19 protein-coding genes are annotated in these 19414 nt (G+C 73.6%); 9 read left to right on the top strand and 10 right to left on the bottom strand.

Annotation, left to right across the window (positions count from 1 at the left end):
• From hisA to hisB, 3 genes are read right to left on the bottom strand one after another with little or no spacing between them, the layout of a single operon-like run.
• Positions 1-747, bottom strand: a complete 747-nt coding sequence (gene hisA, locus EDC57_RS01810; RefSeq protein WP_123399665.1) for a 1-(5-phosphoribosyl)-5-[(5-phosphoribosylamino)methylideneamino]imidazole-4-carboxamide isomerase — start codon at positions 745-747, stop codon at positions 1-3.
• 24 nt (positions 748-771) lie between these two features.
• Complete coding sequence (gene hisH, locus EDC57_RS01805) at positions 772-1416, bottom strand: imidazole glycerol phosphate synthase subunit HisH (RefSeq protein WP_123399662.1); 645 nt, start codon at positions 1414-1416, stop codon at positions 772-774.
• Positions 1417-1426: 10 nt separating this feature from the next.
• Positions 1427-2026: an imidazoleglycerol-phosphate dehydratase HisB gene (gene hisB / locus EDC57_RS01800; protein WP_123399660.1), complete on the bottom strand. Its 600-nt coding sequence runs from the start codon at positions 2024-2026 to the stop codon at positions 1427-1429.
• Between the two features lie 140 nt (positions 2027-2166).
• On the opposite strand from hisB, the gene fnr reads away from it, so the two are divergent.
• The 9 genes from fnr to ccoS all read left to right on the top strand — a co-directional run bounded on the left by fnr (position 2167) and on the right by ccoS (position 11294).
• Positions 2167-2931: a fumarate/nitrate reduction transcriptional regulator Fnr gene (gene fnr, locus EDC57_RS01795; protein ID WP_123399658.1), complete on the top strand. Its 765-nt coding sequence runs from the start codon at positions 2167-2169 to the stop codon at positions 2929-2931.
• 252 nt (positions 2932-3183) lie between these two features.
• Positions 3184-4611: a cytochrome-c oxidase, cbb3-type subunit I gene (ccoN, locus tag EDC57_RS01790; RefSeq protein ID WP_123399656.1), complete on the top strand. Its 1428-nt coding sequence runs from the start codon at positions 3184-3186 to the stop codon at positions 4609-4611.
• Between the two features lie 13 nt (positions 4612-4624).
• Positions 4625-5365, top strand: coding sequence for a cytochrome-c oxidase, cbb3-type subunit II (gene ccoO / locus EDC57_RS01785; protein WP_123399654.1), 741 nt, complete (start codon positions 4625-4627; stop codon positions 5363-5365).
• Complete coding sequence (locus tag EDC57_RS01780; protein WP_123399652.1) at positions 5358-5540, top strand: cbb3-type cytochrome c oxidase subunit 3; 183 nt, start codon at positions 5358-5360, stop codon at positions 5538-5540. The genes ccoO and EDC57_RS01780 overlap by 8 nt, the downstream gene beginning before the upstream one ends.
• Positions 5541-5559: 19 nt before the next feature.
• Positions 5560-6417: a cytochrome-c oxidase, cbb3-type subunit III gene (gene ccoP / locus EDC57_RS01775; protein ID WP_123399650.1), complete on the top strand. Its 858-nt coding sequence runs from the start codon at positions 5560-5562 to the stop codon at positions 6415-6417.
• A gap of 247 nt (positions 6418-6664) precedes the next feature.
• On the top strand, positions 6665-8113 hold the full coding sequence (ccoG, locus tag EDC57_RS01770) for a cytochrome c oxidase accessory protein CcoG (RefSeq protein ID WP_123399648.1): 1449 nt from the start codon (positions 6665-6667) through the stop codon (positions 8111-8113).
• Positions 8114-8123: 10 nt separating this feature from the next.
• Entirely contained in the window at positions 8124-8642 is a 519-nt protein-coding gene (locus EDC57_RS01765) for a FixH family protein (RefSeq protein WP_123399646.1), read from the top strand.
• A gap of 4 nt (positions 8643-8646) precedes the next feature.
• The gene (locus EDC57_RS01760; protein WP_123399644.1) at positions 8647-11142 is read left to right on the top strand and encodes a heavy metal translocating P-type ATPase; all 2496 of its coding nucleotides are present in this window, start codon (positions 8647-8649) and stop codon (positions 11140-11142) included.
• Positions 11103-11294, top strand: coding sequence for a cbb3-type cytochrome oxidase assembly protein CcoS (ccoS, locus tag EDC57_RS01755; RefSeq protein ID WP_123399642.1), 192 nt, complete (start codon positions 11103-11105; stop codon positions 11292-11294). The genes EDC57_RS01760 and ccoS overlap by 40 nt, the downstream gene beginning before the upstream one ends.
• On the opposite strand, the gene dtd is transcribed toward ccoS, so the two are convergent.
• The 7 genes from dtd to EDC57_RS01720 all read right to left on the bottom strand — a co-directional run bounded on the left by dtd (position 11291) and on the right by EDC57_RS01720 (position 19407).
• The gene (gene dtd, locus EDC57_RS01750; RefSeq protein ID WP_123399640.1) at positions 11291-11743 is read right to left on the bottom strand and encodes a D-aminoacyl-tRNA deacylase; all 453 of its coding nucleotides are present in this window, start codon (positions 11741-11743) and stop codon (positions 11291-11293) included. The two genes, ccoS and dtd, sit on opposite strands and share 4 nt — an antisense overlap.
• A 256-nt stretch (positions 11744-11999) precedes the next feature.
• Positions 12000-13820 (bottom strand): translational GTPase TypA, encoded by a 1821-nt coding sequence (typA, locus tag EDC57_RS01745; protein WP_123399638.1) that lies wholly within the window; start codon positions 13818-13820, stop codon positions 12000-12002.
• 26 nt (positions 13821-13846) lie between these two features.
• Positions 13847-14533 carry a YecA/YgfB family protein gene (locus EDC57_RS01740; protein WP_123399636.1) on the bottom strand — a complete coding sequence of 229 codons (687 nt, stop codon included), beginning with the start codon at positions 14531-14533 and terminating at the stop codon, positions 13847-13849.
• A 61-nt stretch (positions 14534-14594) separates the two neighbouring features.
• The gene (gene metH / locus EDC57_RS01735) at positions 14595-17156 is read right to left on the bottom strand and encodes a methionine synthase (protein ID WP_123399634.1); all 2562 of its coding nucleotides are present in this window, start codon (positions 17154-17156) and stop codon (positions 14595-14597) included.
• Positions 17157-17159: 3 nt separating this feature from the next.
• Positions 17160-17603, bottom strand: coding sequence for a rhodanese-like domain-containing protein (locus EDC57_RS01730; protein ID WP_123399632.1), 444 nt, complete (start codon positions 17601-17603; stop codon positions 17160-17162).
• A gap of 32 nt (positions 17604-17635) precedes the next feature.
• Positions 17636-18736 carry a PA0069 family radical SAM protein gene (locus tag EDC57_RS01725; protein WP_425454789.1) on the bottom strand — a complete coding sequence of 367 codons (1101 nt, stop codon included), beginning with the start codon at positions 18734-18736 and terminating at the stop codon, positions 17636-17638.
• Positions 18709-19407, bottom strand: coding sequence for an SDR family NAD(P)-dependent oxidoreductase (locus EDC57_RS01720; protein WP_211331852.1), 699 nt, complete (start codon positions 19405-19407; stop codon positions 18709-18711). The genes EDC57_RS01725 and EDC57_RS01720 overlap by 28 nt, the downstream gene beginning before the upstream one ends.
• Positions 19408-19414: the final 7 nt, after the last annotated feature.

The following is a 19414-nucleotide window of genomic DNA, read 5'->3' as shown; positions in this document are numbered from 1 at the left end:
TCAGGCCGCCGTCCCGGTGAGCTCGTCGGCGAGGCGCTGCCCCTCGGCGAGATCCAGCGTGCCCTCGTAGAGGGCGCGGCCGGTGATGGCGCCGAGGATGCCCTCGTCGGCCACCGCACAGAGGGCGCGGATGTCGTCGAGGTCGCGGATGCCGCCCGCGGCGATCACCGGGATGGCGAGCTCGCGGGCGAGCGCCGCGGTGGCCTCGACGTTGATCCCGCTCAGCATCCCGTCGCGGGTGATGTCGGTGTAGACGATGCCCTCGGCGCCCTCGGCCTCGAGCCGCTGGGCGAGCTCGACGACGCTGTGGCGAGCCAGCTTGGACCAGCCGTCGAGGGCGACGCGGCCGTCGCGCACGTCGAGCCCGACGAGGATGTGGCCGGGGAACTCGAGGCAGGCGTCGGAGACGAAGTGGGGCGCCGTCACCGCCCGCGTGCCGAGGATGACGTAGCTCACCCCGGCATCGAGATAGGCCTGGATGGTCTCCTCGTCGCGGATGCCGCCGCCCACCTGCACCGGCAGGTCCGGAAACGCGGCGCAGATCCGCGCCACCACGTCCGCATGCACCGGGCGGCCGCTCGCCGCGCCGTCGAGATCGACGATGTGGAGGCGGCGCGCACCCGCCGCCACCCACCGCTCGGCCACCGCGAGCGGGTCGTCCGAGAACACCGTCTCCTCCTCCATCCGACCCTGGCGCAGGCGCACGCAGCGCCCGCCCTTGAGGTCGATGGCCGGGATCACCAGCATGGCCTCTCGCCTCCTCCGTTGCCCTCAGCCCTCACCGTCCCACGCCAGGAAGTTGGCCAGCAGGCGCAGGCCCGTGGCCGAGCTCTTCTCGGGGTGGAACTGGGTCGCGAACAGGTTGCCGCGCGCCGCCGCGGCGGCGAAGCGCACGCCGTAGTCCGAGGTGGCGGCGAGCGCCGCCCCCGCGGCCTCCGCGTGGTAGCCGTGGACGAAGTAGAACCAGGCGCCGTCGGCGATGCCGTCCCAGAGCGGGTGCGGCCGCGTGCGCCAGACGCGGTTCCAGCCCATGTGCGGGACCTTGAGGGCGCGCCCGTCCGGCTCGCGCATGCCGTGGCCGAAGAAGCGCACCCGCCCGGGGAGGATCCCCAGGCACCGGGTGCCGCCGTTCTCCTCGCTCTCCTCGTAGAGCGCCTGCATGCCGATGCAGACGCCGAGGAAGGGCCGCGAGGCGGCGGCCTCGCGCACCGCCTCGACGAGGCCGCGCCGCGCGAGCTCCGCCATGCAGTCGCGCATGGCGCCGACGCCGGGAAAGACCACGCGGTCGGCCGCCGCCACCGCGGCGGGGTCACCGCTCACCCGCACCCGCACCCGCGGCGGCGCCACCCGCTCCAGGGCCTTGGCCATGGAGTGGAGATTCCCCATGCCGTAGTCGATGACCACCACCCGCCCCATGGGTCTGCCCTCAGAGGCTGCCCTTGGTGGAGGGGATCGCACCGCCGAGGCGCGGATCCGGCGCCACCGCCTGGCGCAGGGCGCGGCCGAACGCCTTGAAGAGGCACTCGGCGATGTGGTGGGCGTTGCGGCCCCGGAGGAGGTCGACGTGCAGCGTCATCCCGGCGTGGTTGACCAGCCCCTGGAAGAACTCCCGCACCAGGTCCACGTCGAAGGTGCCGATGCGGGCGCGGGGGAAGTCCACCTCGTAGCAGAGGCCGGGGCGGCCGGAGAGGTCCACCACCACGCGCGCGAGGGCCTCGTCCAGGGGGACGTAGGCGTGGCCGAAGCGGGTGAGCCCCGCCTTGTCGCCGAGCGCGCGCGCAAGGGCCTGGCCCAGGGTGATGCCCACGTCCTCCACGGTGTGGTGGTCGTCCACGTGGACGTCGCCCCGGGCGCGCACCTCGAGATCGAGCAGCCCGTGGCGAGCCACCTGCTCGAGCATGTGGTCGAGGAAGGGCACCCCGGTGGCCACCTCGGCCCGCCCCGTCCCGTCGAGGACCAGGCGCACCGCCACCGCGGTCTCGCCCGTGCGCCGCTCCACCTCGCCGCACCTTGCCTGCTCGCCCATGCCCGTCCGCGCCCCCGGCACCGTGAGACGCCCTAGGATAACCGCCCCCGGCAGGCGCCGGAACCACCGCGCGCGTTGCGCCGCGGCGCCCCTTCTGCTGCAATAGGGGCGAGGCTTCGCCTGGGCGGAGGCGCGACGCGGTGCAGCCTGCCGAGAGCAACGTCATCAAGCTGGCCCGCCTGACGGTGGCCTGCACCCACTGCAGCCTGCGCGACGTCTGCAACCCGTCCGGCGCCGAGCGCAGCGCGCGGGCCGAGCTCGACGCCATCGTCCGCCGCCGCCAGCCCCTGGCGCGCGGCCAGCACGTCTTCCGCGCCGGCGAGCCCTTCCGCGCCATCTACTGCGTCCGCTCCGGCTGCATCAAGACCTACGCCACCACCGACGACGGCGAGGAGCAGGTGACGGGCTTCCACCTGCCCGGCGAGCTCATCGCCATCGACGCCATGGGGATGGAGCGGCTTCCCACCGCCGCGGTCGCACTCGAGACCAGCAGCATCTGCGAGATCCCCTTCGACCGCCTGAACGCGCTCGCCCGCCGCATCCCGGGCCTGACCGAGCAGCTCTTCGCGCTCCTCACCCAGGAGATCGCCCACTACCAGACCCTGCTGCTGCTGGTCAGCCGCAAGACCGCGGAGGCCCGCCTCGCGGCCTTCCTGCTCTCGCTCTCGATGCGCTTCGGCCGCCGCGGCTTCTCGCCGAGCGAGTTCTATCTCAGCATGTCCCGCAACGACATCGGCAACTTCCTCGGCATGGCGGTGGAGACGGTCAGCCGCGTCTTCACCCGCTTCGACGAGGAGGGGCTGATCACGGTGCGCCGCAAGTACGTGCGCATCCACGACCTGGAGGCGCTCAGAGAGGTGGCCGGACGCCCGCGGCTCGAGCACGCCCTGCAGGCGCAGTTCTAGGGCGGCGGGCCGGGCGCGGGCCCGGGAAAGGGCGGGGAGCTTGCCGCACCAGCGCAGGCCGTATGCGACGCCGCGCCCCGGGGCCCGGGGCGCCGGCCAATCCCACACCGTTTATGCAACCATAATTGACGTGCGTCAATGCGCCCCGCGCGCAGGCGCGTCAACGTTCCCTGTCCGTGCCCGGCCGCGGCGGGCGGCGCCATCGCGGGCGGCCCCAAGCTTTCCTGCCTCGTGAACTAGGGAGGATGCATCGTGGAAGCGACCCAGAGCAGACCACACTACCACCTGGAGGTGGTCAGGTGGTTCACCATCATGGCGGTGGTGTACCTGGTGGTGGGCCTGGCGGCCGGGGTCTACATCGCCTCGGAGCTGGCCTGGCCGGCCCTCAACCTGGACATCCCCTACATCACCTTCGGGCGGCTGCGGCCGGTGCACACCAACGCCGTCATCTTCGCCTTCGGCGGCTCGACCCTCATGGCCACCGCCTTCTACGTGGTGCAGCGCACCTGCGGCGTGCCGCTGTGGAGCAACCGGCTGGCCTGGTTCACCTTCTGGACCTGGAACGCGGTCATCGTGCTCGCCGTGATCACGCTGCCGCTGGGGCTGACCCAGGCCAAGGAGTACGCCGAGCTGGAGTGGCCCATCGACATCCTGATCGCGGTCTCCTGGCTCAGCTACACCTTCAACTTCATCATGACCATCGTGCACCGGAAGACCAAGCACATCTACGTGGCCAACTGGTTCTTCCTCGCCATGATGATCATGATCACCTACCTGCACGTGGTGAACAGCCTCGCCATCCCGGTGGGCCTGTTCAAGAGCTACTCCATCTTCTCCGGCGTGCAGGACGCCATGATCCAGTGGTGGTGGGGCCACAACGCGGTGGGCTTCTTCCTCACCGCGGGCTTCCTCGGGATCATGTACTACTTCGTGCCCAAGCAGGCCAACCTGCCGGTCTACTCCTACCGGCTGTCGGTGCTGCACTTCTGGGCGCTCATCTTCGGCTACGTCTGGCTCGGCGCCCACCACCTGCAGTACACGGCGCTGCCGGACTGGACGGGCTCGCTGGGGGCGGCCATCTCCATGGCCATGATCATCCCCTCCTGGGGCGGGGCCATCAACGGCATGATGACCCTCTCGGGGGCGTGGGACAAGCTGCGCACCGACTACGTGCTGCGCTTCCTCATCGCTTCCCTGGCCTTCTACGCCATGTCCACCTTCGAGGGGCCGGTCATGTCCACCAAGACCGTCAACAGCCTCTCGCACTACACCGACTGGACCATCGGCCACGTCCACTCCGGCGCCCTCGGCTGGGTGGCGATGGTCTCCTTCGGCGCTCTCTACCACCTCACGGCGCGGCTGTGGAACACCGAGCTCTACTCCACGCGGCTCGTCAACGTCCACTTCTGGCTCGCCACCGTGGGCGTGGTCTTCTACATCACCGCGATGTGGGTCTCGGGCATCATGCAGGGGCTGATGTGGCGCGCCTACACCGAGTACGGCACGCTCGCCTACACCTTCGCCGAGTCGGTGGCGGCGATGCACCCGTACTACGTCCTGCGCGCCGTGGGCGGCATGCTCTATCTCGCCGGCGCCCTGCTCATGCTCTACAACGTCGTGATGACCATCCGCACCGCAGGCGAGCGGCGCCCGGCCGCCGCCGTGGCCGCGGGCGCCTGAGGGAGGGTTCGACATGGCCCAGCGCAAGGTCGACGCAGGCGGCCTGCAGCCGCTCGCGGAGAAGAACATCGGTGTCCTCGTCCTGCTCATCGCCATCGTCGTGGCGATCGGCGGCATCGTCGAGATCGTGCCGCTGTTCTATCTCGACAACGCGGTCGAGGACCGGCTCAAGAACCCCGACGGAAGCCCCAAGTACCCGGAGCTGATCTGGGACCGCAAGGCGGGGCAGAAGCTCAGCGACTGGAAGCCGGGCGACGGGCTGCGCCCCTACACGGCGCTGGAGCTCGCGGGACGCGACATCTACATCCGCGAGGGCTGCTACCTGTGCCACTCGCAGATGGTGCGCCCCTTCCGGGACGAGCGCGAGCGCTACGGCCACTACTCGCTGGCGGTGGAGTCCAAGTACGACCACCCCTTCCAGTGGGGCTCCAAGCGGACCGGACCGGATCTCGCCCGCGTCGGGGGCAAGTACTCCAACGAGTGGCACTACCAGCACCTGCGCGACCCGCGCTCGGTGGTGCCCGAGTCGGTGATGCCGCGCTACCCGTGGCTCGAGGAGCGCACCCTCGATCCCGAGCGGGTGCAGCGCAGCATGCGGGCGATGAAGCTGCTCGGCGTGCCCTACACCGACGAGGACATCGCCGAGGCGCCCAAGGAGGTGGCGGGCAAGACCGAGATGGAGGCCCTGGTCGCCTACCTGCAGGTGCTCGGCACCTGGATCCGCTTCGAGGAAGGCAAGGACTACCGTGAGTAGCCTGCGCGAGTACTTCCACACCGACTGGGCGGCGATGACCTGGGTCGACTGGATCGGCCTGTCGGTGACCGTGGGGACGTTCCTGCTCATGCTGGGGCTCTACGTCTACGTCTTCCGCCCCCGCAACCGCGAGCGCCTGGAGCGGCACCGCCACATCCCGCTCGACGACGAATGACCGGATCGCGGAGGTTTCCATGAACGAGCGCAAGGACAATCCGTTCGGCGTGCCGGACACCGGCCACGTCTGGGACGACAACCTGCGGGAGCTGCTGAACCCGCCGCCGCGCTGGTGGCAGATCGCCTTCCACGCGAGCTGGATCGGGGTCGTGATCTATCTGATCCTGTTCCCGGGCATCCCCCTCGTCCACGACTACACCCACGGGATCCTGGGCTGGAGCTCCATCAAGCGCTACAAGGCGCAGGTCGCGGAGGTCGAGCGCATCCGCGCCCCGTTCGAGCAGCGCATCGCGGCCCTCAGCGCGGCGGAGATCCTCAAGGATCCCGAGCTCAAGCAGTACGCCATCGCCTCGGCGCGGGTGGACTTCGGCGACAAGTGCGCGGCCTGCCACGGCGCCGGCGGCCAGGGCAACCCGGGCTTCCCCGTGCTCGCCGACGACGACTGGCTCTACGGCGGCACGGTGGAGAAGATCCAGGAGACCATCACCAACGGGCGCCGCGGCATGATGCCCGCCCACGCCGGGCGCCTCTCGGCGGCGGAGATCGACGCCCTCGTGCGCCACGTCAAGGCCCTCTCCCGCGGCGGCGAGGACCCCGAGGGCAAGGCCCTGTTCACCGGCAAGGCCGCCTGCTTCGCCTGCCACGGCCGCGACGGCAAGGGGAATCAGGCCATCGGCGCGGCCAACCTCACCGACGCCATCTGGCGCTTCTCTGGCACCGACGAGGAGATCCGCCGCACCATCGCCCACGGCGTCAACGACCCCTCCGACCCCGAGACGCGCCGGGCCGAGATGCCGGCCTGGAAGGGCAAGCTCTCGGAGAGCCAGATCAAGAAGCTCGCCGTCTACGTGCACGAGCTGGGCGGCGGCCGGTGACGGAAGCCGGCGGCCCCCGCCCGGGGGCCGCCGCGGAGGGAAGACGCCATGAACGTGGACAGCGTGGTCATCGGGGCGGCGGTCGCGGTGATCGTCACCATCGGCATCATCGGCTTCCTCGGCTGGCGCATCGCGAGCCTCATGCGCAAGGGGCCGGGCGACTGACCGCCCCGCGGCGGGGGGCTGTAAGCCCCCCCTTTTTCCGCTACGCTTCATTCGAAGATGCGAATGTTCTAGAGGTCGGACCATGACCGAGCCGGCACGCAGCACCCCCCCCGCGCCCCCGGGCGGGGGCGGGATCGACCACGAGGGGGTCGCGGACCTCTACGCCGAGGCCGTCCACTGGCACGTCAACACCGGCGACGAGGTCATCCACGCCAAGCGCATGCCGGGGCGCTTCCGCCGCCTCAAGTGGCTGACGAGCGCGGTCTGGCTGATCTTCTTCCTCGGCCCCTACCTGCGCTGGGACGGGCGCCAGGCGGTCATGTTCGACATCCCCCGCCGCCAGTTCCACATCTTCGGCGCCACCGTGCTGCCGCAGGACTTCTGGCTCCTGACCCTGACCCTGCTCTTCTTCGCCACCCTGCTCGCGGTGGTGACCAACGTCGCCGGGCGCGTCTGGTGCGGCTACTTCTGCTTCCAGACCGTCTGGACCGACGTCTTCACCTGGATCGAGGAGCGGATCGACGGCCCGCCCCAGGCGCGCCGCCGCCTGGAGAAGGCCCCGTGGGACGCGCGCAAGATCGGCCTGCGGCTGCTCAAGCACACCCTCTGGCTCGCCATCGGCGTCCTCACCGGCATCACCTTCACCCTCTGGTTCGGCGACGCCCCCACCCTCTGGCGGCAGTACCTGACGCTGTCGGCGCACCCGGTGGCGTGGGCCGCGGTGGGCGTCTTCACCTTCTTCACCTACCTCTTCGCCGGCCGCATGCGCGAGCAGGTCTGCTTCTGGCTCTGCCCCTACGCCCGCTTCCAGGGGATCATGTACGACCGCCAGACCATCCTGCCCACCTACGACTTCCGCCGCGGCGAGCCGCGCGGCCGGCTGCGCAAGGGCGAGGCCCTCGACGGCGGCGCACGCGGCGACTGCATCGACTGCAAGCAGTGCGTGGCGGTCTGCCCCATGGGGGTGGACATCCGCGAGGGGCAGCAGGAGGGCTGCATCACCTGCGGCCTGTGCATCGACGCCTGCGACGCGGTCATGGACAAGGTGGGCCGCCCGCGGGGCCTGATCCGCTACGCCTGCCTCGACGAGATCGAGGGCCGCCCGGTCCGGCCCTTCTGGCGCCGCCCGCCGGTGTGGATCTACGGCACCGCCCTCGCCTTCGCCCTCGCCGGGATCCTCTATGGCCTGAGCAGCCTCGGCGGCATCGACCTCAAGGTGCTGCACGAGCGCCAGCCGCTCTACGTCCTGTTGAGCGACGGGCGGATCCAGAACAAGTACACCCTCAAGGTCCTCAACAAGTTCCCGGAGCCGGCGCGCCTGGGGGTCTCCGTCGAGGGCCTCCCGGGCCTGGAGCTTGCAGGCATCGAGGGACCGGTGACCGCCGCCCCCGGGCGCGTCTCCGCCTTCACGGTGCTCGTGCGCGCCCCCCGCGACGCCGCCCCCTCGGGGCTGAGCCCGATCCGCTTCCGGCTCCGGCGCCTCGGCGGCGGCGACACCGCCGAGCGCGAGAGCATCTTCGCAGCGCCCTGAGGAACGCGCCATGGGCGAGACGACACGTCGAGACCGCGGACCCGCCTGGAAGAACCCCTGGGTGCTCGCCTGGTACGGGGTGGTGCTCGCCATCCTCGTCGCCAACGGCGTCATGATCACCCTCGCCGTGCGCACCAACCCGGGGCTGGTGAAGAAGGACTACTACGAGAGCGGCCAGCGCTACGGCGAGACCCTGGCCGCCGAGCGCGAGGCCCGCGCCCTCGGCTGGTCCCTGGATCTCGCGCTGCCGGCGCAGCCGCGGGCGGGGGCGCCGGCCTCGGTCCACCTCCTCGCCCGCGACGGCAGCGGGCTGCCCCTCCAGGCCAGCCGCGCCCACCTCTATGCCTACCGGCCCGCGGACGCCCGCGCCGACTTCGACCTTCCCCTCACCCAGACCGCCGCCGGGCGCTATCGGGCGGAGCTGCGCTTCCCGCTGCCCGGGGTCTGGGACCTGGTGGGCGAGCTCGAGCAGGGCGGCCGGATCGTGCGCGTGGCCCGCCGCATCGAGGTGCTGGCCGGCGGGGGCTGAGGCGATGGCCGCCGAGGCGGCGCGCTCCGCCCCCGCGCAGGCCTGCTACCACTGCGGCCTGCCGGTGCCCGCCGGCGCCGACTGGCGGGCCGAGATCGGCGGCGCGCCCCGCGCCTTCTGCTGCGCCGGCTGCCGCGCCGTGGCCCAGGCCATCCACGCCGCCGGCCTCGACGGCTACTACCGCCGCCGCCCCGCCGCCGCGGGCGCCCCGCCCCCGCCCCGGCGCCCGGATCTGGAGACCTACGACCTCGACGAGGTCCAGGCGGCCTTCACCGACATCCGCCAGCCCCGGCGCAGCATCCACCTGCTCGTGGAGGGGATCCACTGCAGCGCCTGCATGTGGCTCATCGAGCACGCGCTCGCCGCCGTTCCCGGGGTGGAGGAGGCGGAGGTCAACCTGGCCCAGAAGCGCCTGCACCTGACCTGGGACAACCGCCGCGTCCGTCTCTCGGCGCTGCTCGGCCGGCTCGCCGGCCTCGGCTACGCCGCCGTCCCCTACGACCCCGAGATCGCCGAGGGGGCGGTGCGGCGCGAGGCGCGCCGCCTCCTCTACCGCGTCGGCTTCGCCGGCTTCGCCGCCATGAACATGATGTGGGTCGCCATCGCCCTCTACGCCGGCGCCGCCGAGGGCGAGTTCCGCGACCTCTTCCACTGGGTGGGGCTGGCGCTGGCGACACCGACGGTGTTCTACGCCGGCTGGCCGTTCCTGCGCGGGGCGTGGGCCTCGCTGCGGGGCCGGCGCCCGACCATGGACGTCCCCATCGCCCTCGGCGCCCTCGCCACCTGGGGCTACTCGGCCGCGATCACCCTCTCCGGCACCCGCGCCGCCGAGCCCTACTTCGACTCCGTGGTGGGCTTCGTCTTCGTGCTCCTCGTGGGCCGCTTCCTGGAGTCGCTGGCCCGACGCGACGCGGTGGCCGCGGGGCGGCGCCTGCTCGAGCTGCAGCCGCAGGCGGCGCGGCGCCTCGAGGCCGACGGCAGCGAACGCATGACCCCGGTGCGGGCCCTGCGCCCCGGGGACCTGGTGCGCGTGCGGCCCGGCGAGCGCATCCCCGTCGACGGCCTCGTGGTGGAGGGCGAGGGCAGCGCCGAGGAGTCGCTCCTCACGGGCGAGTCGCGCCCGGTGCCCAAGCGGCCCGGGGCGCGGGTGCGCGCCGGCACGCTGAGCCTCGATGCCGCCCTCACCGTGCGCACCGAGGCCGTGCTCGCCGACACCGCCCTCGGGCGCATCGTGCGCCTGGTGGAGGCGGCGCAGGCCTCCCGCGCCCCCATCCAGCGCCTCGCCGACCGGGTCGTGCCCTGGTTCGTGGCCGCCACCCTCGCCCTCGCCGCCGCGACCTTCCTCGCCTGGCTCGACGCCGGCGCAGGGCCCGCCCTGGTGACCGCCACCGCGGTCCTCATCGTCACCTGCCCCTGCGCCTTCGGCCTCGCCACCCCCATGGCGGTGGCGGTGGCCGCCGGCCGCGGCGCCCGCCGCGGCATCCTCGTGCGCGACGGCGCCGCCCTCGAGGCGCTCGCCCGCTGCGACACCGTGGTCCTCGACAAGACCGGCACCGTCACCGAGGGCCGACCCGCGGTGGCCGCCGCCCACGAGGCGGGCCCCGCCGACCCCGGCCTGCGCCGCCGCCTCGCCGCCCTCGAGGCGCGCGCCGAGCACCCCCTGGCGCGGGCGGTGGGGGCGTGGGCCGGCGTGGATGGCCCGCTGCCGCCGGTGGAGGGCTTCCGCTACCGGCCCGGACGCGGCGTCGCCGGGCGCGTGGAGGGGCACGCCCTGGTCGCCGGCACCGCCGCCTGGCTCGCCGAGCACGGGGCCGTCGTGCCCCTGGACCTCGCCGCCGCCGCCGCCCGCGCCGCCGAGGCGGGGCGGACGCCGCTGCTCGTCGCCGAGGACGGCCGCGCCCGGCTCCTGCTCGAGGCCGAGGACCGGCTGCGCCCGGAGGCACCGGAGGTGGTGCGCGCCCTCGCCGCGGGCGGCCTGCACCCGGTGCTCCTCTCGGGCGACCGCCGCGCCGCGGTGGCCGCCGTCGCCGACACCCTCGGCATCACCCGCTTCGAGGCCGAGATGCTGCCCGAGGACAAGGCCGCCGCGGTCGCCGCGCTGCGCCGCGAGGGCCGCCGCGTCGCCATGGTGGGCGACGGCGTCAACGACGCCCCCGCCCTCGCCGCCGCCGACGTGGGCATCGCCGTTGACCGCGGCGCCGACCTCAGCGCCGAGAGCGCGGGGCTGCTGCTCACCGGCGACGATCTGGGCCGCCTCGCCGAGGCGGTGGCCCTTGCCCGCGACACCCTGCGGGTGATCCGCCAGAATATCGGGCTCGCCCTCGCCTACAATGCGGTCATGGTGCCGCTGGCGATGAGCGGCCACGTGACGCCGCTCCTTGCGGCGCTGGCGATGCCGGCGAGCTCCATCGCCGTCACCCTCAACGCGACCCGCATCGGCCGCCGTCTGCGCGAGGAGCCATGGAAGTCATCTACGGCCTGCTCCCCGGCGTCCTCCTGATCGGGCTCGCCTTCGCCGGGGTCCTGATCTGGGCCGCCCGCAGCGGCCAGTTCGACGACCTCGAGGGGCCGGCGCACCGCATCCTGCTGGACGACGAGGAAGCGCCCGCCGCCACCGGAGCCGAGGACGAACGGGAGGAGGACGGACGCTAGCGCCGGCCCGGCGGGACCTCGAGCCAGAAGGTCACGGGGCCGTCGTTGACCAGCTCCACCGCCATGTCGGCGCCGAAGCGCCCGCTCGCCACCGGGGCATGGCGGCTGCCGGCGAGGGCGACGAGGTGCTCGAACAGGCGCCGCCCCTGCTCGGGGGGGGCGGCCGGGGTGAAGCTCGCCCGGGTGCCCTTGCGGGTGTCGGCGGCGAGGGTGAACTGCGGCACCAGCAGCAGGCCCCCGCCCACCTCCGCCAGGCTGCGGTTCATGCGCCCGGCCTCGTCGGGAAAGACGCGGTAGCCCAGGAGCCGCTCCAGCAGGCGCGCCGCCGCCGCCTCGTCGTCGCCGCGCTGCACCCCCACCAGCACCAGCAGCCCCCGCCCGATGGCGCCCACCACCTCGGCGCCCACGCGCACCTCGGCGCGCGCGACCCGCTGCAGCAGCCCGATCACGCCGCGACCCCTCCTGTAGGCCTAGGCTTACAGCCTCCTCCGCCCCAGTTTACGCGCCTTTCCCCCGGCGGCCGATGCCGCAGCCCCGCCGCGGCGCGGATCATGGGTCCCGTCAGGCTGAGCCGGCCCATGGAGGGGCCGGCGAGGTTTGACCCTCACTGACACCACTCCACGGACGGAGGACCATCCCCTGTCAACTGAAGCACGGCGACCTTGCCCCGGCCCCCCGCCGGGGCTTCCTTTTGGCGCGCCGTGCCTACCCCGCCGCCGAGCGGCGCCCGGCGCGGCGCCGCTCCGCCTCGTCCAGGTGGCGCTTGCGCAGGCGGATCGCCGCCGGCGTCACCTCCACCAGCTCGTCGTCGCCCACCAGCTCCAGGGCCCGCTCCAGGGTCAGGCGCAGGGGCGGCGTGAGGAGGATGTTCTCGTCGTTGGCGGCGGCGCGGATGTTGGTGAGCTTCTTCGCCCGCAGCGGGTTGACCACGAGGTCGCCGGGGCGGCTGTGCAGACCGATGACCATGCCCTCGTAGACGGCCTCGCCGGGGCCGATGAAGAGCCGGCCCCGCTCCTGCAGGTTGAACAGGGCGTAGGCCAGGGCCTTGCCGGTGGCGTTGGCGATCATCGCCCCGCGCGGGCGCCGCGCCACCTCCCCCGGCAGGCGCGGGCCGTAGCCGTCGAAGACGGCGTGCAGGATCCCCTCGCCCGCGGTGAGGGTGAGCAGCTCCGTGCGCAGGCCGAACAGCCCCCGCGTCGGGATGCGGTACTCCAGCCGCACCCGCCCCGCCCCCTCGGGGCGCATATCCACGAGCTCGCCGCGGCGCCGCCCCAGCTCCTCCATGACCGCGCCCTGGCCCGCCGCCGGCAGGTCCAGCACCAGCCGCTCCCAGGGCTCGCAGAGGACCCCGTCGATCTCGCGCAGCACCACCTCGGGGCGGGAGACGGCGAGCTCGTAGCCCTCCCGGCGCATGTTCTCGATCAGCACCGCGAGATGGAGCTCGCCGCGGCCGGCGACGCGGAAGCGGTCGGGGTGGGCGGTGGGCTCGACGCGCAGAGCGACGTTGTGCAGGGCCTCGCGCTCGAGGCGCTCGCGCAGCTGGCGGCTGGTGAGGTAGCGCCCGTCGCGCCCGGCGAAGGGCGAGGTGTTGACCTCGAAGTGCACCGCCACGGTGGGCTCGTCCACCGCCAGCGGCGGCAGCGGCTCGACGGCGCCGGGGTCGCAGAGCGTGTCCGAGACCGCCACCTCCTCGACCCCCACCACGGCGACGATGTCCCCCGCCACGGCCTCCTCCCGCGGCACCCGCTCCAGCCCCTCGAAGCCGTGGATCTCCAGCACCCGCGCCTCGCGGCGGCGCCCCTCGCGGTCCACCGCCACCACCGGGCGGTTGCGGCGGAGGCGGCCGCGCTCGACGCGCCCGATGCCGATCACGCCCACGTAGCTGGAGTAGTCGAGGAGGCTGACCTGCATGCGGAAGGGCCCCTCGCCGGTGCGCGGCGGCGGCGTGTGCGCCACCAGCGTCTCCAGCAGCGGCTCGAGGTCGGCGCCGCGCCGGTCGGGGTCGAGGCTGGCCCAGCCCTCGACCCCGGAGCAGTAGACCACGGGGAAGTCCAGCTGCGCCTCGCTGGCGCCCAGCTCGCAGAGCAGGTCGAAGACCGCGTCCACCACCGCCGCCGGGCGCGCCCCCGCACGGTCCATCTTGTTCACCACCACGATGGGGGCGAGGCCCCGGGCCAGGGCCTTGCGGGTGACGAAGCGGGTCTGGGGCATCGGCCCCTCCACCGCGTCCACCAGCAGCAGCACCGCGTCCACCATGGAGAGGACGCGCTCCACCTCGCCGCCGAAGTCGGCGTGCCCCGGGGTGTCCACCAGGTGGATGCGCCGGCCGCGCCAGCGCACGCCGGTGGCCTTGGCGAGGATGGTGATGCCGCGCTCGCGCTCCTGGGCGTCGCGATCGAGCAGCCGCTCGCCCTCGACGCCGCGCCCGAGCGCGCCGCAGTGGCGCAGGATCGCGTCCACGAGGGTGGTCTTGCCGTGATCGACGTGCGCCACGAGGGCGACGTTGCGGATCTCCTGCTCGCTCATGGTGCTTCCCGGGGGCGGCGGCGCGGTCAGTGCAGGCTGCGGCCCGCCCCTCCGCAGCACTCGTCGAAGGGCAGGCCGCTGCCGCAGGGGCAGGCCTCGCCGGCGCCGGGATCGGGGCCTGCGGGCGCCGCCCCCGCGGCCATGCGCCGGCGCCAGTGGGCGTAGATGCCGCCGACGCTGCGCGGGATCATGGCGCACAGCGCCCGGTAGCGCTCGGGATCGGAAAGGTCCGCCTCCGGCGCCTCCTCGTCGTCGATCTGGGCGAGCACCACGATGGGGTAGAGGAGATCCACCAGCTCCCCGCCCATGGCCGCCTGCCACTGCTCGCCGCGCAGGCTCATGCCGCGGATGAAGCCCTGGCACCAGCCCTCGGCGCTCGGCACCCGCGCCCCGCCGGCCTCCTCGCGCTCGGCGAACAGCGGCTCGAGCTCGCCGCGCAGGGCCAGGGTGGCGGCGATCTCATTGTGCATGCGCATGAGGAGGTCGAGGATCTCCTCGGCCTCGGCGAGATCCTCGAAGACCGGGTTGCCGTCGCAGATCACCGGCAGCCACTCGCTGGGCCCGACCGGCTCGGGGCCGCAGACGATGGCGGTGAACAGCCCGTGGACCTCGTCCACGAACAGGGCCTCCTCGCCGCAGGCGTCGGAGGCGAGGAACGCCTCCAGGCGCCGGTAGTCGGCGTCGGCCAGGGGCTCGTCGACGGATCTCACCATGCCTCTGCCTCCGCGGCCCGCGGCCGCACCCCCATGCCCTCGGCACCGCCCCGGGCCATCCTCAGCCCTCCGCGCGCCGCTCGGCACAGATCCGCTCCATCAGGCGCAGGCCCGCGAAGGCGTCCTTGGCGTAGTGGACGCGGTCCGGGCGCGTATAGGCGCGGCGGCAGTCCTCCTCGACGTAGCGGCGCGTCAGCGCCGCACCGCCGAGGAGCACCGGGATGTCGAGCCCGCGCCGGCGCATCTCCTCGAGGTTCTCCTTCATGATCACGGTGGACTTGACCAGCAGCCCCGACATGCCGACGGCGTCGGCGCGGTGGCGCTCGGCGGCCTCGATGATCTCTTGGATCGGCTTCTTGATGCCGAGGTTCACCACCTTGTAGCCGTTGTTGGTGAGGATGATGTCCACGAGGTTCTTGCCGATGTCGTGGACGTCGCCCTTGACCGTGGCCAGCACCAGGGTGCCCTTCTGCGCGCCCTCCACCCGCGGCATGCGCGGCTCGAGGTAGCGCACCGCCGCCTTCATGGTCTCGGCCGACTGGAGCACGAAGGGCAGCTGCATGCGCCCGGCGCCGAAGAGCTCGCCCACCTCGCGCATGCCGTCGAGGAGGATCTCGTTGATGATCTGCACCGGGTCGTGGCGCTGGAGCGCCTCCTCGAGGTCGTCCTCGAGGCCGCGGCGGTCGCCGTCCACGATGCGCCGGCGCAACCGCTCCTCCACGCTCGCCGGCGCCGCCCGCTGCGCCTGCTCCTCCTCCTGCGCCTCCTCGAAGAGCGCGATGAAGCGCCCGAGGGGATCGGCGCCGTCGCGCCAGCGGTTGAAGATCAGGTCCTCGGCGGCCTCGCGCAGCGCCTCCGGGATGCGGTGCAGCGGCGCGATCTTGGAGACGTGGATGATGGCCGCGGTCATCCCCCGCTGCTGGGCGTGGTGGAGGAAGACGGAGTTGAGGACGTGGCGCGCCGCCGGTCTCAGGCCGAAGGAGACGTTGGACAGCCCGAGCAGGATCTGGCAGCGGGGGAAGCGCTCGGCGAGCCGCTCGATGGCCTCCAGGGTGTGGACGGCGTGCTCGCGGTCGTCCTCCATCCCGGTGCAGATGGTGAAGGTGAGGGGATCGAAGAAGAGGTCCTCCTCGGGCAGGCCGTGGCGGTCCACGGCGAAGGCGTGGAGCCGCTCGGCGATGCGCAGCTTGTCCTCCACCGACTTGGCCATGCCGGCCTCGTCGATGGTGAGGGCGATCACCGCGGCGCCGAAGCGGCGCGCCAGGCGCAGGATCTCGGCGGGGCGGTCCTCGCCGTCCTCGAAGTTGATGGAGTTGATCACCGACTTGCCGCCGAGGAGCTTGAGCGCCGTCTCCAGCACCGCCGGATCGGTGGAGTCCAGCACCAGCGGCACCGTCACCTGGGCGCGCAGGCGCGAGACCAGCTCGGCCATGTCGCGGGCCTCGTCGCGGCCGACGTAGGCGACGCAGACGTCGAGGGCGTGGGAGCCCTCGCGCTCCTGCTCGCGCGCGATCCCCACCAGGCCGTCCCAGTCCTCGGCCGCGAGCAGCTCGCGGAACCGCTTCGAGCCGTTGGCGTTGCAGCGCTCGCCGATGGCGAAGACGGCGTTCTCCTGCCGCAGCGGCACCGCGGTGTAGAGGGAGGCCACCGCCGGCTCCGGCTCGACCCGGCGCGGCCGCGGGGCCGGGTCGGAGCGCGCGTCGAGCATGGCGCGCAGGCGGGCGATGTGCTCGGGCGTGGTGCCGCAGCAGCCACCGATGAGGTTGACGCCGTCCTCCTCCACGAAGCGCCCCTGCCACAGGGCGAGCTCCTCGGGCGTGAGCGGATAGCGGGTCTCGCCCTCGACCAGGATCGGCAGCCCCGCGTTGGGCATCACCGAGACGGGCCCGGGCCAGCGCGCGCAGAGGAAGCGCACGTGCTCGGCCATCTCCGCCGGGCCGGTGGCGCAGTTGAGGCCGATCCCGTCCACTCCCATGGCGGCGATGCTGACCAGGGCGGCGCCGATGTCGCTGCCCACGAGCAGGGTCCCGGTGGCCTCCACCGTGACCGAGACGAGGATCGGGACCGCCTCGCGCCCGAGCTCGACGCGCGCCGCGCGGGCGCCGTTGATGGCCGCCTTGACCGTGAGCAGGTCCTGGTGGGTCTCCAGCAGGAGGGCGTCGACGCCGCCCTCGACGAGCCCCAGGGCCTGCTCGCGGTACGAGGCCTCGAGGGCGTCGTAGTCGATCTGGCCGAGGCTCGGCAGGCGCGTCCCCGGGCCCATGGAGCCCAGCACGTAGCGCGGCCAGTCCGGGGTCGAGAGACGGTCGGCCTCGGCGCGGGCGATGGCCGCGGCCTCGCGGTTGAGGGCGCGGGTCTCGCCGGCGAGGCCGAACTCGCCGAGAACCACGTGGTTGGCGCCGAAGGTGTTGGTCTCGATGCAGTCGGCGCCGGCCTCGAGGTAGGCGCGGTGCAGCCCGGCGACGAAGTCCGGCCGCGTGCGGTTGAGGATCTCGGAGCAGTTCTCGTGGCCGAGGAAGTCCCGCTCCACGTCCCATGCGCGGCCCTGGATGAAGGTGCCGGTGCCGCCGTCGGCGAGCAGGACCCGCCGGCGCAGCCGCTCCAGGAGGGGCTCACGGGCCATCGCTCAGCACTGCTCCCAGGGCAGCCCCTCGAAGCGCCATCCGCCCAGGGTGCTGCGGTGGTGGTTCTCGTCCAGCTCGCCCTCGAAGCCGTCGAGGACGTTGTAGACCTCGCGCACCCCCGCCTCCAGCAGCGCCCGCCCGGCCTGCACCGAGCGCTTGCCGCTGCGGCAGATGAGGATCACCGGCGCGCACCCGCCCTCGTCGTCGCAGGCGATGCCACCGAGCAGCACCTCGCGCACCTTGCGCACGAACTCCTCCGGGTGCGGCGCCCAGTCCGGCTCGTCCATCCACGGGATGTGGATCGCCCCCTTGGGGTGCCCCACGAAGAGGTACTCGGCGGTGGTGCGCACGTCGATGAGCACCGCGCGGGGATTCTCCTGCAGCATCCGCCAGGCCTCGGTCGGGGTCAGGTGGCGCAGGTCCGGATGGGGCTTGCTCTTCGGCATGCGGCGGGTCCTCGTGCGGCGGGAGGCTGCGATTATAGTCCGGCCCCGCCTGCGGATCCGCCCTCGAAGAGGGCGAGCTGCCGTCCGCCCGGCGGGCGGAAGCGGCTGCAGTCGAGGGACGGCGGCGCGCCGTAGCCGAGGCGGCGCGCGGCGAGCTCGAAGCGCCGCCCGATGAGGCGCGCGCGCTCGCCCTGCCCGGTCATGCGCGCGCCGAAGCGCCCGTCCGTGAGCCCGCCGCCGCGGCAGGCGCGCAGCTGCGACAACACGTGCCGCGCGGCGGCGGGCCGGTGGCGGGCGAGCCAGTCCTCGAACAGCGCCGCCACCTCCCCCGGCAGGCGCAGCAGCACGTAGCCGGCGAAGGCGGCGCCGGCCTCGCGCGCCGCCGCCAGCACGCGCTCGATCTCGTGGTCGGTGAGGGCGGGGATCACCGGCGCCACCAGCACCCCCACGGGGACGCCGGCGGCAGCGAGCCGCGCCATCGCCTGCAGCCGCCGCCGCGGGCTCGCCGCGCGCGGCTCCAGGCGCCGTGCCAGATCCGCGTCCAGCGTCGCCAGCGACAGCGCCACCTGCGCCAGGCCGCGCCCGGCCATGGGCGCGAGGAGGTCGAGGTCGCGCTCCACCAAGGCCGACTTGGTGGTCACCATCACCGGATGGTGGTGCGCGGCGAGGACCTCCAGCACCGCCCGCGTGATCCCGAGGCGGCGCTCCACCGGCTGGTAGGGGTCGGTGTTGGCGCCGAGCGCCACCGGCGCGCAGCGGTAGCCGGGCGCGGCGAGCTCGCGGCGCAGCGCCTCGGCGAGCCCCGCCTTGTAGAGGATGCGGGTCTCGAAGTCGAGGCCCGGAGAGAGGCCGTGGCGGGCGTGGGTTGGCCGGGCGTAGCAGTAGATGCAGCCGTGCTCGCAGCCGGCGTAGGGGTTGACGGAGCGGTCGAAGGGGAGATCCGGCGAGTCGTTGCGGGCGATGGCGCCGCGCGCCCGCTCCGGGCGCAGCTCGGTGGGCGGCGGCGGCTCCGGTCCGCCGCCCCAGCCGTCGTCCCAGGGGTGGCGCTGCCAGGCCGCGTAGCGCGGCGGCGGGTTGGCCGCCGCGCCCCGCCCCTTGCCCCCCGTCACCACGGGAGCGCCTCGCCGTCGCAGCGGAAGAAGCGCCCGCTCATGGCGGGCTCGAACCGGGCCACCAGGGCGCGCATGGCGCGCACGCTCTCGGCCGCGGTGAGCGGCGCCGCGGCACCGCCCATGCGCGTGCGCACCCAGCCCGGGTGGAGGAGCAGCAGCCCGATCCCGCGCGGCGCCAGCTCGTGGGCGAACCCCCGCATGGCGGCGTTGAGGGCGGCCTTGCTGGAGCGATAGTAGGTGTCGCCCGCCTGGCCGATGTCGGCGATGGCGCCCATGTGGCTGCTCACCGCCACCACCACGGCGCGCCGCGCCGCCTCGAGGTGCCCGCGGAAGGCCTCCAGCACCCGCGCCGCGCCCAGCAGGTTGACCTCGAGGGTCAAGCGCCAGTCGTCGTAGCGCAGGGCGCCGAGGCGCGCCTCGCCGTACTTCTCGAGATAGATGCCGGCGTTGAGCACCAGCAGGTCGAGGGGCTCGCCGCCGAGCTCGGCCGCCACCGCCGCCACCTCGTCGGCGCGGGTGACGTCCATGCGATGGACGCGCACCTCGGGCCGCCGGGCGGCCAGCTCCGCGAGCGCGGCGGCCTCCGCCGGGCGCCTGCAGCAGGCATGGACGCGGGCGCCCTCGGCCGCATACTGGCGCACCCATTCCAGGCCGAGGCCGCGGCTGGCGCCGGTGACGAGCACGGTGGCCACGGATCGG

Source organism: Inmirania thermothiophila (genome assembly GCF_003751635.1).
Lineage (GTDB): Bacteria > Pseudomonadota > Gammaproteobacteria > DSM-100275 > DSM-100275 > Inmirania > Inmirania thermothiophila.
This window is presented reverse-complemented; position numbering and strand designations above follow the sequence as displayed.